Origin of the sequence: Pedobacter gandavensis, from assembly GCF_014172405.1 — a bacterium.
Lineage (GTDB): Bacteria > Bacteroidota > Bacteroidia > Sphingobacteriales > Sphingobacteriaceae > Pedobacter > Pedobacter gandavensis.
The window spans coordinates 1,484,733-1,501,799 of sequence record NZ_WNXC01000001.1; the positions used below are offsets into that span (position 1 = coordinate 1,484,733).

The 17,067-nt window shown below is 38.8% G+C and carries 14 protein-coding genes; 1 reads left to right on the forward strand and 13 read right to left on the reverse strand.

Annotated features, from left to right (window positions below):
• Positions 1-7 precede the first annotated feature (7 nt).
• Entirely contained in the window at positions 8-1,273 is a 1,266-nt protein-coding gene (locus GM920_RS05970) for a DegT/DnrJ/EryC1/StrS family aminotransferase (RefSeq protein ID WP_182954401.1), read from the forward strand.
• Positions 1,274-1,448: 175 nt separating this feature from the next.
• Here the strand turns inward: GM920_RS05970 and GM920_RS05975 are convergent, their stop codons facing one another.
• From GM920_RS05975 to GM920_RS06035, 13 genes are all read right to left on the reverse strand, one after another.
• On the reverse strand, positions 1,449-1,787 hold the full coding sequence (locus GM920_RS05975) for a hypothetical protein (RefSeq protein WP_182954403.1): 339 nt from the start codon (positions 1,785-1,787) through the stop codon (positions 1,449-1,451).
• Positions 1,788-2,125: 338 nt separating this feature from the next.
• Entirely contained in the window at positions 2,126-3,244 is a 1,119-nt protein-coding gene (locus GM920_RS05980; RefSeq protein ID WP_182954406.1) for a pectate lyase family protein, read from the reverse strand.
• A gap of 164 nt (positions 3,245-3,408) precedes the next feature.
• Entirely contained in the window at positions 3,409-5,355 is a 1,947-nt protein-coding gene (locus tag GM920_RS05985) for a polysaccharide biosynthesis protein (RefSeq protein WP_182954407.1), read from the reverse strand.
• An 11-nt stretch (positions 5,356-5,366) separates the two neighbouring features.
• Positions 5,367-6,434 carry a GNAT family N-acetyltransferase gene (locus GM920_RS05990; RefSeq protein ID WP_182954410.1) on the reverse strand — a complete coding sequence of 356 codons (1,068 nt, stop codon included), beginning with the start codon at positions 6,432-6,434 and terminating at the stop codon, positions 5,367-5,369.
• A 39-nt stretch (positions 6,435-6,473) separates the two neighbouring features.
• Entirely contained in the window at positions 6,474-6,971 is a 498-nt protein-coding gene (locus GM920_RS05995; protein WP_182954411.1) for a GNAT family N-acetyltransferase, read from the reverse strand.
• 45 nt (positions 6,972-7,016) lie between these two features.
• Entirely contained in the window at positions 7,017-7,820 is an 804-nt protein-coding gene (locus GM920_RS06000; protein ID WP_182954413.1) for a phytanoyl-CoA dioxygenase family protein, read from the reverse strand.
• 48 nt (positions 7,821-7,868) lie between these two features.
• Entirely contained in the window at positions 7,869-8,906 is a 1,038-nt protein-coding gene (locus GM920_RS06005; RefSeq protein ID WP_182954415.1) for a GNAT family N-acetyltransferase, read from the reverse strand.
• Between the two features lie 33 nt (positions 8,907-8,939).
• A complete protein-coding gene (locus tag GM920_RS06010; RefSeq protein WP_182954416.1) occupies positions 8,940-10,088 on the reverse strand; it encodes a glycosyltransferase family 4 protein in 1,149 nt (382 codons plus the stop codon).
• Positions 10,089-10,315: 227 nt separating this feature from the next.
• Positions 10,316-11,740 carry a pectate lyase family protein gene (locus tag GM920_RS06015; RefSeq protein WP_182954418.1) on the reverse strand — a complete coding sequence of 475 codons (1,425 nt, stop codon included), beginning with the start codon at positions 11,738-11,740 and terminating at the stop codon, positions 10,316-10,318.
• 233 nt (positions 11,741-11,973) lie between these two features.
• The gene (locus tag GM920_RS06020) at positions 11,974-13,095 is read right to left on the reverse strand and encodes an NAD-dependent epimerase (protein WP_182954420.1); all 1,122 of its coding nucleotides are present in this window, start codon (positions 13,093-13,095) and stop codon (positions 11,974-11,976) included.
• Between the two features lie 52 nt (positions 13,096-13,147).
• Entirely contained in the window at positions 13,148-14,992 is a 1,845-nt protein-coding gene (gene asnB, locus GM920_RS06025; protein WP_182954422.1) for an asparagine synthase (glutamine-hydrolyzing), read from the reverse strand.
• A 49-nt stretch (positions 14,993-15,041) separates the two neighbouring features.
• Complete coding sequence (locus GM920_RS06030) at positions 15,042-16,136, reverse strand: glycosyltransferase (RefSeq protein ID WP_182954440.1); 1,095 nt, start codon at positions 16,134-16,136, stop codon at positions 15,042-15,044.
• Positions 16,137-16,169: 33 nt separating this feature from the next.
• A complete protein-coding gene (locus GM920_RS06035; protein ID WP_182954443.1) occupies positions 16,170-17,060 on the reverse strand; it encodes a glucosamine inositolphosphorylceramide transferase family protein in 891 nt (296 codons plus the stop codon).
• Positions 17,061-17,067 lie beyond the last annotated feature (7 nt).

The window sequence follows — 17,067 nt, forward strand, 5'->3', positions numbered from 1 at the left end:
AACCATCATGAACATACCATTCTCACCTCCGTTTATTGACCAAAATGTAATTAATGAAGTAATGGACACCCTTAAATCTGGCTGGATCACTTCCGGACCAAAAGTAATAGCGCTGGAGAAAGAGGTGGTTCGATTGACCAGATCCAAGGCAGCCATTTGTGTGAACTCCTGGACTTCTGCTGCGATAATGATGTTAAAATGGTTTGGTGTGCAGGAAGGAGATGAAGTCATCATCCCTGCATATTCTTACTGTGCTACTGCTTTATGTGTATTGCATTGTGGTGCAACTCCAGTCATGGTAGATATCGCTGACGACCTTACCATAGATCCTCAACGCGTAAAAATGGCCATTACTTCCAGAACAAAAGCCATTATTGCAGTAGACATTGCTGGTTTACCTTGCGATTACAATACCATTAAAACTTTAATCAGAAGCGCCAAGGTCAGGGCCTTATTTGTTCCAAATTCAGATGAACAGCGAAAACTCGGCAGGATTCTATTAATTTCAGATGCGGCACATTCCATTGGCGCCACCTATATGGGACATTCCTCCGCTTTAAGTAGCGACATTACCATCTTTTCTTTTCATGCTGTGAAAAATGTCACGACTGCTGAAGGGGGCTGTGCTTGTTTAAACCTACCGGGTAATTTCAATCATGAGGAAGAGTATAAGTTTCTCAAAATATTTGCCTTAAATGGCCAAAATAAAGATGCTTATGCGAAGTCAAAAGGAGCAAACTGGAAGTATGACATTTTGTATAAAGGGTTAAAAATTAATATGCCTGATATCTGCGCCTCGATTGGCTTAGCGCAAATCAAACAGTACAAGCGCAGCTTAATGCCAGAGCGCAAAAAAATCGCAGAAAAGTATTGCAATATTTTAAGTAATTACGAGTGGTTTATTCCACCAACATTGAAAGATTTTTCAAGAGAGTCTTCTTACCATATCTTCCCAATGCGCATCAAACACATTACAGAAGCGCAAAGAGACCATATCATTGAAGATATTGTGGCCTTTGGAGTCATCGTAAATGTTCATTTTATTCCAATGCCTATGTTGAGTTATTTTAAAAAAACAGGGTATAATATCGTGAATTATCCAAACAGCTATACACAGTATGCTTGTGAAATCTCTTTACCTATTTACCCAACGTTATCTGATGCTGATACAGATTATATTATTGATGCGGTGATCAAAGCGGTACAAGCGCAAATGCTCCATAGCAAACGTAAAGAATTGGCTATGGTAAAAACTTCGTATTTACCTGGATAAAAAACGCTGTATTTCTTTCTCTCGTTAAAAAACGGATGCCCAAAAGGCATCCGTTTTTTTTGTGCTCAACATTTGAGACCGCAGAAATTAAAGGGCATAAAAAAAGGTATCCAAAACAATGGACACCTTTTTAGCTTTTGCTTAGCTTAACGATTGCAACAATCGCTGGAGGGAATTATTCATCAGATCGCATCTCTGAATAATGTTTAGGATTTCGTTCTGTTAGTAGCTCATTGTATTTCTCTAATAATTTGATGTACTTGTTCATCCAGTAATTCACAGCGGTTGAGTAGTTCGCCGTAGAGTTATCTTCATTACTCATTAGATCTTGCTTTTTCTCTCTGGCTTCATTCTGTAAACGTGCAAAATCATCCGGAAATTCTTTGGAAAAATCATGGTTAATGACGTTTCCAATTTTAAAAATAATATCAAAACTTAAAGACTCCTGATCGAACCAATTATAAATAGTTCGTCTACTAACGTGCAATTTCCTAGAAAGTTCAGTGATCCCCATATGATCCTTTCTTACAACATGTTCAATTACTTGACCTACATTTAAATTCATAGTTAAAAGATTAATAATGACACCAAGAATTAGAGGGATGAGATCTATATAAATATAACAAAATAATGACAATAAAGCAAGAAAAAAATTAACTGTTTTCCTTCCTCAACCGGCAGTCTAGAAACGCCGAAGAATACGGCGGAAAAAAGAAAAGGGATAATGATTAAAAACCATTCAGGCTACCTTAAATTGCGGGTAGCTTGAATGGTTTTTTGTCCGGAAATATACGACCAGTTTATTTCAGCTCTGAGGTCTACTTATTTGCGGAATGGTATTGATATTATGGGTTACAAGGTTGCACCTGCACCTTTAGCTAAAATAGCTGGTACGTTTGCAGCAGCATCCAGCGCTGATTTGTACTCATAAGTTGGAACCCAGTTTGAGGCTGCCGAAGTAATTTTGTTACTTCCAGAGCTTTCAAAGATGTTGGTACTTAAACCACTAATCACACCTGCAACAGGGCTAATTTCAGTTCTGATTGGAAGAGAAGAGTTTTTGAAATAGTTGTTTTCAACTCTTACTGTTGCTCCCATTAATGAACCTACATAACCTGCATTTTGCATGTAGTTATTGAATACGTGTACATTACCGTATCTTACATCTGGAGTACGCTCCGAAATGTTGTAGAAGTAGTTATGGTGTACTGTAACTTTAAGGTGGTTTGCATCATCTGGACGAGTATAGCTAAAACCGATAAGCATTGCTTTGTGGTTATCATGCAATTTGTTCCATGATAGGGTCACATAGTCTGCACCTGTTCCAACGTCTAACAATCCATCATAATAATCCCAGTCGCTCACTAGCTCTGAAGATAGCTCACAGTGGTCTACCCATACGTGGTGAGCGCCTTCTTTAATAATGATGTTTGAATAGGTAAGCACTTTACTGATGGTCATATTTCTAATAATCACGTTGTTTTTTCCGTAGATCAAAAGACCTGCACCAATTAGTTTAGATCCGCTCATACCTAGAATAGTTTTGTTCGATTCTACTTGTAGCAATCCTGTACCTGTAATCGTTCCGGAAACCTGGATGATCATTGGTGATTTAGAACTTAAGGCACTGGTAAGCGCAGCTAAAGTAGTTACGGTAACGGTTTGTCCACCAGCACCACCTGTGGTTTTACCATTCACTGAAGCATAGCCAATCGGCGTATCTCCATTTACCGGAGCAGTAGGAGTCTCCGTTGCTGGCGGAACAGTAGGGGTCTCCGTTGCTGGCGGAACAGTAGGTTGTTCCGTGCTTGGCGGAGTTGGGTCTACTACACCAGGGGTTTCATTAGTGATAGGATTCTCAGGATCCTGAGGCACCACAACCTCTTTTTTACACTGACTAAACGTTAGAATTGTCGATAACAATAAACTTAATACACACACTTTTTTAAATTTTTCTTTCAATCTCTCCATTTATTCACTCCAATTTTTTTTTAAATATCCCTTTTAAACGGGGAAGTTGCAAAAAAATTGTATCTCAAATGTTACAAAGCAAAACTAAGTTGAGACCTCGTGAAGGTTGGAAAATTGGGTTCACTACAATAAAGTAAGAAAAAGAATAAATGTTATTTCTTTTCTCAACCTACCATATACTGATCTATATTTTCAAATTTTGAGTTTTTACTCTTGAAATCAGGGATGATTTCTTTCATTTTCTTCACCATTTCATAATCGTTATTACAGCTATTGAGTAGTAATAACTCTTCAATTACATTTTGCACGTAGAAAATACTGTGGTTGATGATTTTCGATATTTTAATCTTAGGGTGATAGGTAGATATGGTTTGTTCTTCGAGCATCAGCAGTTCTTCATATAACTTTTCTCCGGGTCTTAGCCCTGTAAATATGATTTTAATGTCCTTATCGGGCACCAGCCCCGCCAATTTGATCATGTTGATGGCTAAGTCCACAATTTTAACCGGCTCGCCCATATCGAAGATATAGATCTCTCCACCGTTCCCCATGGCTGCAGCTTCGAGCACCAGTTGTACCGCTTCCGGGATCGTCATAAAGTATCTGGTGATTTCCGGATGGGTCACTGCAACGGGTCCTCCACGCGCAATTTGCGCTTTAAACCTTGGGATTACGGAACCATTAGAGCCCAGCACATTACCAAATCTGGTGGTGATAAATTTAGTATGGTTTTCAAATTGCTGGATAACGGTCGTTTCCTTTGCTATGGTTAGATTTTTTTCATTGTTTAAGGATTGAATGTACATTTCGGCGAGACGTTTAGAGGCCCCCATGATATTTGTTGGCCTAACTGCCTTATCTGTAGAGATCATGACAAATTTTTCCACGCCATATTCTATGGCGAGATCGGCAATATTTTTAGTACCCAGCACATTGGTTAAAATGGCCTCAGAAGGATTATTTTCCATCATCGGCACATGTTTATAAGCTGCGGCATGAAATACAATTTGAGGTCTATATTCCTCAAAGATCGTTTTCATCCGACATCGATTTTGGATGTTAGCCATCACGATATGAGTTTTGGCTCCTTTAAAATCATCCTCAATCTCCAGTTGTAAGTCGTGCAAAGGTGTTTCTGCCTGATCACACAGCACCACAAATTCGGGGTTAAATCCTATAATCTGACGTACAATCTCGGAACCAATAGAGCCCGCAGCACCAGTGATCAGGATCCGTTTACCCTCCATTTCCCGAAGAATATTATTTTTGGTGAGCACGATCGGTTCTCTATGTAATAAATCCTCAATTTTCAGGTCTTTGATTTGATTTAAGGTGAGTTTACCATACAACCATTTATCGGAATGTGGAACCGTCACTACTTTTATGCCCAATTCTATACACTTATCAATAGTTACTTTTTTTCCATTTACATTGAGGTCATCGCCAATAAAAAGTACCTTTTGAATGTTAAATTTCTGCTGTAAGGTTTCAATTGATTTAGAGTGGTATACATTTTTCTGTTCAATGTGTTTATTGAGCGTATTTGGATTGTCATCAACAAAAGCGAACACATTTAAATCATTGGTATTTCCCCCTTCCAAGGCTTTTTTAACCAGGATAGATTCTCTTCCTGAGCCATAAATGAGAATGTTCTCTTTCTTATCTCCGGGTTCCATTGTTTTGACATAAAAGAACAGGCTTTTCACTGCAATTCTCAGCATAATCAACATGGAGGAAGACACAAAGAAATTCATCGTTAGAATTTCTGGGAACCATTTGGAGGAGATCTGGAAATGCGGGACAAAAAACACCTTACTGATAATCGTAAAAATAAAACTGGTTAACAATACGGCCATAAATATCCGGATGATATCCTGTGTATTAGAATACCTGATGATCCCGGTATGGATGCGCATTCCGATAAATACACCAATCGAGATTACACTATACAAAGCCGTATAAATCAGAAAATGAGAATACGTCAGTTGTATAAATTCAAATTTATGGAGGAGTAAAAAGGACATACACAATGTCCATGCAATGATAACTTGATCAATAAATAAGATCAGCCAACGTGAATACGTTTTGTCACGAAACAGGAGCATTTTCATAATGTGAAGATTTAAATGACCATTTGAAAGTAGCCAAGGGTAAGACCATTAACTATTGCGCGATAAAGCGGAAAGAAATCAATATCTTTTTTGTGCTGATCGATTTTCCGCTTATTGACCAATGCATGATAAACCATATTGTTGGCCACGTACCGCCAACTTTTATACTCTAAAAACAAGTCTGAAAAACCTGCTTTCCAATTGAATAAGGTGTCCATTTTAAAGCCTACTCCACCTCCTAAATGCAGGTATTTCATTCCTTCTTTCCGGCCGATGAGGGTGATTTCATCTACCAAAAATTTAGCTGGGGAATTGACTAAATAAGCATGTTTTGTTCCAACCAGGTGCCCTTGAATAATACCGTTTGTAAACGTTGTAATCATCCCGCAGACCACCTCATCTTTGAAGCAAACCAACAACAACCTACAATCAAAATCCTCATTACCAACAAGATTCATAAAATATGCTTTACTAAAAAAATAATAGTCAGTCGCTTCTACCCTTTCCATATTGTGGGTATATATTTCATAGAACAAGTCAATATCTTCCTGTGTCTTGCTTTCCCTAACGGAATAACCAGCATGCCAAGCTTTCTTAACACTCTTGAGTGTGTTTCTCCTATATTTTTTACGTTGTTCCTCTATAGATAAGCTGAGGTCTATCGCCACTGTTTTCCCATTTTCATGGATCCCACCAAATTTCTCAAATAACAGGTATTGATTAAAAAGTGGATGGAGTCTGGAAAAGACAGAAATGTTTTGCTCCTTTTTCAGAAAAGCCAAAAATGAAATCATAAATTTCTCTCTAAAACTATCCTCCATATCTTCGAACTTCCGATTGGATATTGGACCGGTATAGCCATAAACCGAGCCTAAATCAGAAAAAGAAGTCTGAGAAATGGCTCTTTTGAGTAAAGGAAAGGCAATATAATTGTGATCTTCCTCGTATACAAAGAGGAAAGGATCTCCAGATAGATCTAAAGAATGATAGAGCCAGGTATGATAAAAATCATATTCAGCTGCACCATTAACATATGCAGTCCATTCCTCCCGCTCTTGGAGGCTGATTAATTTTCCCATAATCGTATGAATTTAGAATTCAAGAATTTGCGAAAACTGCTAATTACCGGGCATAAAACTACCTTTTGTCAACAGCATCTTAACTTGATTACCGTGTTTGCTCTGCGGAACAAAACCCAGTTTTTTATAGATAGAAAGTCCAGCGGCATTGTCTTCATGTGCAAATAGAAATACACTATCCAGGTTCATCTCTTCAAATGCACGCTCAAGAATTAATTTAGTTGCAGCCTTTCCGATTCCTTTTCCCCAAAATTGACGTTCTCCTATGAACAGATGGAACTCGGCCTGACCATCCTTTACATCGATCAGTTGTATATTACCTATGTACTGGGTGGTATCTTTGAGACAAATGGCAAACCGCTTGTCTGTTTCTATTTCTAGTTTATGCCGGAGCCACTCCATTTCCTTTTCCATGGTAATACCAGGCTGACTAGGTTTAAATTCGGTATAAACCCATACTTCAGGGTCATTGCGCCATTGATAAGATATTTTAGCATCTGCTACATTCAATGGTCTTAAGTAGATCGGATTATTCATATCATTTAAATTAAGATGAGGAGGTAAACACAAACAATAGAAGATTTAACCCTGACCAGGCTGATACATTCTTAAATGTGGAGGTTGATAAAACTCCTGAAGGTTGGCTGAGATACGGGCGTTATAGCCGATTACCTGTCTTAAATGATCATTTAAACCTGCTCCGTAATCATAGCCCAGAAATCTTGGAAAGTCAAACTGAGGTTTAAAAAATGGACGGGTAAAAGTTAGGGTGAGTGCGCGTCTTGGTCCATCGGTATTGTTATTACCTACGGCATGCCAGATATTTGAATCAAATAAAACAATGCTTCCTTTCTTCGCCACCGCCCGATCTGCCTGCTCATAGAAAAATACGTCCTGTGGTTTCGCATCTTTCTTATGAGATCCTGAAAGAAAATAAGTTGCCCCATTTTCAAGGGTATAATCATCCAATAAAACAATCATTTGAATGGCTATTTTAAAATCTCCGGTAAAGCTCCTGATGTCGCGATGAATATTATGCACATAAGCTTTAAAGTTTTTAAAATTAAGCACGCCACTTATCCCGTTTACGATGTAATTACCATCCAGGAAATGTCTCATTTCTTTATCACAATACTGCTGCGATAAAAAGGGCATACTGAAATTATCCTTTTCCAACAAATGGTGAAGCGTTCCTTCCATACCGGTATCAATACCATTTTGGACTTGAATTTCTCTCCTTTTTAAGTAGGCTGGTTCGAGGTCATTAATTATTTTATTAATCATTTTGTCATCTACCGCATCTTCATAGATGACCCAACCATACTGATCCATTGCATTCTCAAAGTCACTTAGAGTGGCTTCGGAATAATTAAATTTGTTTTTCAAAGCACAGAGATTTAGAGGTTAAACCTTAATTAATTTATCTTGAATCGCTTATTTAAGCGCTACCGCTGGAACGCGATAGAGTGGGAAATAGTTTAGATTACTGGTGTTATTCCGTTCCTTTACCAAGTCATTATAAACACTGGAGTCAGATACAAATCTCCAGGTGGAATCTGGCAATAAAAGCGTAGAGAAAGCATTTTTAAATTTGAATAAAGAGTCTTCTTTTCCTTCCAGACCGCCCCCAAGGTGGAAATATCGCTTTCCAAGTTGTCGGCCGATCACACTAATCTCGTCCGTTAGCAGCTTGCTTGGTGAATAGTGAACATAGCCATCGGCTGTTGCAGACAAGTGATTCCGGATCACATTTCCGGCGCACATAATTACCGCACCACAAATCATCTCTTCTCCGTCATAGATGACGATTAATTTGCATTCTTCCCCATTATTTGTGAGGAGTTGAATAAAATAGGATTCATCATAAAAGTAACGTGGACTAGCGCCGAGTCTTAACATATTTTCGGTGTACATGGCAGTGAACAACCGAATTTCCTTTGCACTGGAAGTTTCTTTAATCTGAAAGGGCATTTTTCTGAGCTGCCTGATTTGCCTACCCAGTCTTTTTTCATAACCTGCTCTTTGGTCTTCAATGGAAACCGACAGGTCGATATAAACGGTTTTCCCATTGTCATAGAGCCCTCCAATTTTCTCTATCAGCACTTTTTGATCAATGAAGGGGTTTAGTCTGGAGAAAAGGCTAATGAACCCACTGGTCTTCATGAAAGTTAAAAAGGACTGTTTAAAATTGTCCAGCATCTGATCGCTAATGTCCTTAAAATTCCGGTTAGAAATTGGTCCGGAATAGCCATAAACGGAGGTCAGGTCATATAAGCCAGAATTGTTAATCTCTCTTTTCAACAATGGAAGCGCGATAAACACACCTGCTTCCTCGTATACAAAAAGTAGTGGCTCTCCATTTTTTTCCAAGGCGTGATAGTGCCAGGTATGGTAGAAATCGTAGTTTACAGCCTCATGAACACAAGCATCCCATTTGGCTGATTGTTCAATATTGATCAAGTGATACGCCATAATAAATATTAGTTTTAAAATACCAATCTCTTTTTAAACTACGTTCATGATTTTGAGCATTTCGGCATTAACCAGATTCACATCAAATTTCTCTTTGGCAAAATGTCTACCATTAATTCCATAAGAGATGATGTCTGTGGTGTGGTTAATGTAATACTCCATTTTTGAAGCAAGGGCGGATACATTTCTGACAGGAACCAGAAAGCCATTGCGTCCTTCAGCAGAATTATAGATGGTTTCCCTACAGCCTACGGAATCACAGGTAATCACTGCTCTGCCCATGGCCATCCCTTCCAATATACATCTGGGCACCCCTTCCCCATAATAGGAAGGCAATACCACAATTGAAGCATTTTTAATATAGGGTCTTACATCATCTACACTTCCAATATATTCTAAAGTATCATCGAAAAGAATTTTGGAATACAGATCCAGGGTGATTGCATCGATGTTGTTATCAAAAGATCCGATCAGCTTGAATTTGATCTCAGGATACTTATGGCGCACTGATTTAGCGGCTTCATAATACTCCCTGATTCCTTTTGCGTTAATCAATCTGGAGATCATCAGAAAACTAATGTTTAGCGTATCGGGTATTGAGTAATCATAATGCGTTAAATCTACACCGGAGCCGTTGACTACAAAAGCCTGTTGTTGCCGACCGATGATTCCGGTTTTCAGCAATTTCAGATAATCATCCTGGTTTTGGAAAATGATACGAATCCCTTTGTTCCCTCTTAAACTGAACTTTAATAACATCTTGGTGATTGCGGTGACCAGCTTATTTTTTTTGCCGCTATCGGTAAAATTATAACCCAATCCGGTCAGCATGGGGGTAATACAATCTATCCGACATAGTTTCGCCACCATCGTACCGTAGATTACCGGTTTAAAGGTATAGGGGAAAAATACATCAGGTTTAGTTTCTTTAATCAGTTGATACAGCTGAATGATGTATTTAAGATCTGAAAAAATGGAAACATTACTTCCATTTAAATCATTCTCATATACGGTTACCTTCAGGCTTTCCAACTTATCTCTCACCTGCTGTCTGGAGATTTTCGGTGTAAAAACCGAAACATTGTTTCCCTTCACCAGCTCTTCAATGAGCTTACCACGGAACTCCAATAAGGTATGGGAAGAATCACAGGCGATCAATACATTTTTTCTTTTATTGTCCATAATATACTACGATTTAATGCGATTTGAGACTATATACAAATTCGATATCAGGCAGTGTAAGAAACTCCGAGGAATACGGGGGAAGAAAAAAAAGGGGATAATGATTAAAAACCATTCAAGCTACCTTAAATTTCGGGTAGCTTGAATGGTTTTTGTCCGGAAATATACGACCAGTTTATTTCAGCTCTAAGGTCTACTTATTTGCGGAATGGTATTGATATTATGGGTTACAAGGTTGCACCTGCACCTTTAGTTAAAATAGCTGGTACGTTTGCAGCTGCATCCAGCGCTGATTTGTACTCATAAGTTGGAACCCAGTTTGAGGCTGCCGAAGTAATTTTGTTACTTCCAGAGCTTTCAAAGATGTTGGTACTTAAACCACTGATTACACCTGCAACAGGGCTAATTTCAGTTCTGATTGGAAGAGAAGAGTTTTTGAAATAGTTGTTTTCAACTCTTACTGTTGCTCCCATTAATGAACCTACATAACCTGCATTTTGCATGTAGTTATTGAATACGTGTACATTACCGTATCTCACATCTGGAGTACGCTCCGAAACGTTATAGAAGTAGTTATGGTGTACTGTAACTTTAAGGTGGTTCGCATCATCTGGACGAGTATAGCTAAAACCGATAAGCATTGCTTTGTGGTTATCATGCAATTTGTTCCATGATAGGGTCACATAGTCTGCACCTGTTCCAACGTCTAACAATCCATCATAATAATCCCAATCGCTCACTAACTCTGAAGATAGTTCACAGTGGTCTACCCATACGTGGTGAGAACCTTCTTTAATAATAATGTTTGAATACGTACGCACTTTACTGATGGTCATATTTCTAACAATCACGTTGTTTTTTCCGTAGATCAAAAGACCTGCACCGATTAGTTTAGATCCACTAAGACCTAAAATGGTTTTGTTTGATTCTACTTGTAGCAATCCTGTACCTGTAATCGTACCAGAAACCTTGATAATCATCGGCGATTTAGAACTTAATGCACTGGTAAGTGCTGCTAAAGTAGTTACTGTAACTGTTTGTCCACCTGCACCACCTGTAGTTTTACCGTTTACTGAAGCATAGCCAATCGGCGTATCTCCATTTACCGGAGCAGTAGGAGTCTCCGTTGTTGGTGGAACCGGAGTTTCTGTAACTGGTGGCTGTACTGGGTTGGTTACTCCTTGTCCATTTACCGTGTAAGTATATTTCTTACCATTGGTTTTAGGATTTGAGTTGTCAGAAGCCGATAAGTAAAGGAAATTAGATTTATGGCTGAAACGGCCTTTTCCTTTAGTTCTGATGTCATCATGTGAAGAGTGAGCTGGCCCAATTTCCACACCATTTTCAAAAACTCTTACTGTAGAAGCAGAAGGTTTTTCATTAGAATCACTGGTTAATTTTGAATCCATTGGAATTCTTAGAGAAAAACCAGTATCAGAAGTTCCGGTTGAAACATTAACCTGCATCACGCCTCCTGATCCTCCTCCATTCACAGCTTGTGAATCTACTGTACCAGGAATTTCATTTGTGATTGAGCTGTCATTTCCTTGCGGCCCAACCTCATCTTTCTTACATTGACTAAACGTTAAAATTGTCGATAACAATAAACTTAGTACTAACACTTTTTTAAATTTTTCTTTCAATCTTTCCATTAAACACACTAATTTTTTTTAAATACCCCTTTTAAACGGGGTGGTTGTAAAAAAATTGTATCTCAAATGTTACAAAGAAGAACTGAATTGAGACCTCGTGTGGGTAGAAAAATTGGGTTTGGGTGACCCTAACAAAGATTATAAGACTGTGTAACAGTGTGTAAAGTAGTTTTACAGTTATTGCACATTTCTATTTAGTGACATTTAAATGACCAAACTAGCTGAGTTTTTGGTTAAATTTTAGTTGCATAAACGTGAATCTGATTCGATGGTCTGATTCTTGCACGCTTATGAGCCTCTTTATTGTAGCCATAAAACATCTTGTACCAATCTATAAACTCATGGACTCCTTCTTTTATGGAGGTTTTAGGTTTATACTCCATTTCATTTACTAATCCTGAAACGTCTGCCCAAGTGGCTGCTACATCGCCAGATTGCATTGGAAGGAAGTTTTTAATGGCTGGGAGGCCGATATTCTCTTCTATTTCTTTAACAAAATCCAAAAGTGTTACTGGTGCTCCTCTTCCTATATTAAACAAACGGAAGGGTACTTTCGAACTTGCAGGATCTGGTTGTTCCGAATCCCAATTGGTATTCACGGCGGCAGGTTTATCGATCAACCGTAGAATTCCTTCCACAATATCATCAATGTAGGTGAAATCTCTACTCATGTTCCCATTGTTAAAAACTTCGATTGGCTTACCTTCCATGATGGCTTTCGTAAAGATAAACAAAGCCATATCCGGTCTGCCCCAAGGACCATAAACGGTAAAGAAGCGTAAAGCAGTAGTGGGTAAGTCAAATAGATGGCTGTAGGCATGTGCCATTAACTCATTACATTTTTTAGAGGCGGCATATAGAGAGACCGGATGATCTACATTATGGTGTACAGAAAAAGGCATTTTTGTATTTAGCCCATAAACACTTGAGGAGCTTGCATACAGCAAATGTTTAACTTTCGCATATCTGCAACATTCCAGTACATTCAAGAATCCACTAATATTTGATTCCACATAAGCTTCTGGATTTGTTAAGCTGTATCTCACCCCTGCTTGTGCGGCCAAATTGCATACTGCATCAAAATGATGGTTATTGAACAACTCCATCATTCCATCTTTATCATTCAGGTCCAATTTCAGGAATACATAGTGCTCATACTTTGTGCTGGTAACCGGCTGATCGTAAACAATCTTTTCCCGGGCAATGCCACTTTCCTCCAGGCGGGCATATTTTAATTCCACATCGTAATAATCATTAATTACGTCTACGCCAACAACTTCATCTCCTCTTTCCAATAAACGTTTTGCTAAATGAAAGCCAATAAATCCGGCTGTACCAGTTACTAAAATTTTCATAGTGTTTAGGTTAAGTGTTTATATATGGTTTTAAATCATCATGGGTAAAAGCCTATTTGCGATAACAGCCCTTGAACCAGACCTCCAGTCCGAAAATGCAAAAGAGGATTTTTGCTCTTCTTTCATCGGAGATTTTAACTTTTGAATCCAACAGGTCCTCAATAAAGCTTCTCTTAATAATTTTAGGGTATAATGCATCCGGAGCGAGCAGGTAATCATTTATAATCGTCCTCAACTCTGAGTTTACCCAAGACTTCAGGGGGATTTCGAAACCCCGTTTAGGTTGATGGATCAGTTCTGGAGGCAAGTACTTGATTGCTAAATCTCTTAAAATGGGTTTGGTGGTGAGTTTATTTATTTTGTAGTGATCTTGTAAACCTGGTGCGAACTCCAAAATCTCTTTGGATAAAAACGGGCTCCTACCTTCTAAGGAATGCGCCATCGTGGCGATATCCATTTTAGGGAGCAGGCGACTGAACAACATCGACTGAAAATCTGTAAGGATGATCTTTTTTAAGGCGGATATTGGCATATTGTTTACCTTCAGCAGATCTGCGGAGATATCCGTCATCAATGGTTTGCGCAGAAACTGATCTTCAAATCCGACAAACAAATCGCAGGACGCGGAATTGTAAATCTTCAGAAAGTCATCATAACCAGCCAATTTCAATAGCCTATATATATAGTTATAATTGCTTTGTTTTTCATTTGCAATAGGCATGATGCTGGTGAGCATTCTCGCAGCGGTGGTGCTTACCCTACCTGGATTAAAAAAATCAAAGTGTTTAAAGGGCACATATCGTCGATACCCACCAAACAACTCATCTGCTCCATCTCCATTCAAGACTACGGTGATGTGTTTTTTGGCTTCTTTAGCGACATAGTAACTTGGAATTGCAGAATTATCACAATTGGGTTCTCCATGATTGATCAATATCTTTTCTATGTCGTTTTGTAAATCTGAAAAAGTAATGTCTACCTCTGTATGATTTGTCCCATACTTTTCTGCTACTTTTTTCGCCAGGTGGGATTCATCAAAACTGCCTTCTACCTTCACCGTAAAGGTTTTTAAATTACTGGTATGTGCTGCTGCAATGGAAGTAACCAATCCACTGTCAATACCACCACTTAAAAACGCACCTACATCCAGATCTGAACTCTCTATCCTCCTTTTAACTGCCAAATGCAGGTTATGGTCTAACTTCTCCATGGCATCGGCATAGTTTAATTCATTGTCCTTTTCATAGAAATTCGCAATATCAAACCATTTCACCTTTTTACTCATGTTGGTATGGGTATCGATCTCCAGGTAACATCCATTCTCCAGTTCTGTTACCCTTTGGTAAGGAGTAGCTTTCCGATAATGGTATCCGAGGTATAGATAATCTGCGATGGAAGCATAGTCAATTTCCGGGCGCACCACCTTAGAAAGAATATTCAGTTCAGAAGAAAACACACTGGTTACTCCTTTTACATATACATACAATGGTTTTTTACCGGCACGATCTCTGGCCAGGAATAATTTCTTTCTCACCGAATCATACAGTGCGAAGGCAAACATCCCATCAAATTCTTCCAGCATGCGCATCCCAATCTGTTCGTACAACATTAAAATGGTTTTGGTATCTGAGCTTGAGGAATCCAGCAATCCAAATTTTCCCCTGATTTCCAGGTGATTATAAATCTCCCCATTAAAGACAATAGTAAGTCCCTGGTATTTCATCGGCTGCTGCCCTTGGTCTGTCAGGTCCTGGATGGCCAACCTGGTATGGTATAATTCTAAATTATCATGTTGCAGATGACGTTGTTCATCTGGCCCACGATGGAACAGATCGCGGAAAATATGCTCATCATTCTCCCTGGAGTTAAAATTTAATGTTCCAAATATTCCGCACATAATTTTTTGAGTTTTAAGCGTTGATTTATTTAAGACCGGTATTTTGCGATCAGGATGCTGATAAGGAAACCTTCTTATGATCCGCGAATTGCTCCACTAAGGAAAGCCAATCCTGCAAGACTTTATCTTCAGAAAAGTGTTTTTCAATGTGTTTTCTTCCATTTTGCCCAAGTGCATCTCGTTCTGCTGCAGTCATATTCATGACTTGCAACATCTTTTCTGCGAGTTCTTTTTCGTCACCTTGCTGAAATAAAAAGCCACAATCAATGTTTTCCAATAACTCTTCAATACCATCCACAGCGGAGGCGATGACCGGCTTATGGTAAGCCATGGCTTCTAACAGCGCATTTGGCATCCCTTCTAAAAAAGAGGAAAGCACAAAGCCATCCGCTTCCTTCAGATACCCGGTGGTATCGGTTTTTAAGCCCAGGAGGTTCACATGATCTGTGATCTGCAATTCTTTGATCACCTGAAAAGGCCATTCCTGATCAAACAAATTCCCCAAAATATCAATCCTAAAGTTTTCCTCCTTAATCAGGGCTATCGCTTTAAACAGCGTCATATAATCTTTTTCAGGAACAAAATGGGCCATTGAAATCCAAACAAAAGGATGTTGAACACCGGTGTTTTTTATGGCTGATAAATCCGGAATGGAGATGGCATTGTTGAGCACCAGACCCGTCTTTTTAACCAGGTTATTTTTCTCAAAATTTGATTTCGACTTAAAGGAGTTGTAGACTACCACATCGTCCCAGTCTGCCGTTATTTTAAACAGGCCGTACCATTTATTTGCTATTACCGGTGTACGTATTGATGAAATGAGTTTAAACCGGAACCACATTTTCAGAAAACGGGCAAAAATGATCGAGATAAACATGAATGCGATGACCACATCCGGATTAAATGCGCGGACTGTTCTATAGAGCATCAAGCAATTGGAGAAAGGGTTAGTTAGCCAATTTTTAAGAAATACCGGCTCCAATCCCTCCGCTTTAAAGTCTATGTTAAAATCATTTATTGGCTTTAAAGACACGATGCTCACCCTGTATTCCCTGTTTTTTAAAAACCTTGCAATTTTAATCAATTGCGTTTCTGCGCCACCTTTACGAAGGCCAGTGGTGATGAACAAAACATTTTGTACCATAATATCTGATGATTAAAAGCGGTATCGGAAAGGCTATGATCTTTGATATAAGAGTTTTTTCAGCAGGCGATGTACCGGAGTAATTGGAGAATGTCTCCTTCTTTTTCCATCCACCACAATCACATCTTTCCCAAAACTGATGTTGTGCATCCCTTGCAGATATGGAGCTTCCGGCAACAACTCGAAATCCTGTTCAGACTTAAAGGTATCTGCGGTCAGTTCGGTAATCTTATTGATGATAATGGAACCTCCATACCTGAGTTCAAGATTTTGTGTTGGGCGGTACAGTACATCATCAACCATGAATAAACTACCTGCTCCTCTACAATTTCTGATGACTACCGGAATTGGGTTCAGTTTATGGGGAATGAATTCCCCGCCCAAATGTTCCGCATGATATATATATAAGTCGTTCAGCTCGCCATCGATGTTGGTAAACAACCAATATCTCCCCTGGTATTTCACGATAGAGCTATCTACAAAACGTGCTCCTCCCAACAAATTCCTTTTTTTTGTCAACACTGTTGGCTGCCCTTGGTTTACCTGGTAAAGACTCACTTCAGCAGCGTCTGCTGTTTCGGGGATGCAGTAAAAACTTCCTTTTTCCTCAAATATATAGGGATAGGAAAGGTGAATGTTTGCTGGTAAAATACCTGTCACCTGTTGTTTAGTACTAAAATCAAAGTTCTTAATCTGTGCGATCTTACCTTTAATTTTCCAAAAGTTAAGTTCTTCATAATAGATATAGAGGTTTGATTTGATGCTCAGTACAAAAGGATCTGCGGAATAATCTGCTTTATCTTCTTTGAACCAGGATACCTTTCCATTGAAACCTTTGCGAAGCACCAGGTCTCTGGCAGATTGTTCTAACGTTCCAATATTCCATTTATCGGCACCAAAATACCTATCTATAATGTTGTTCATGCTTTGA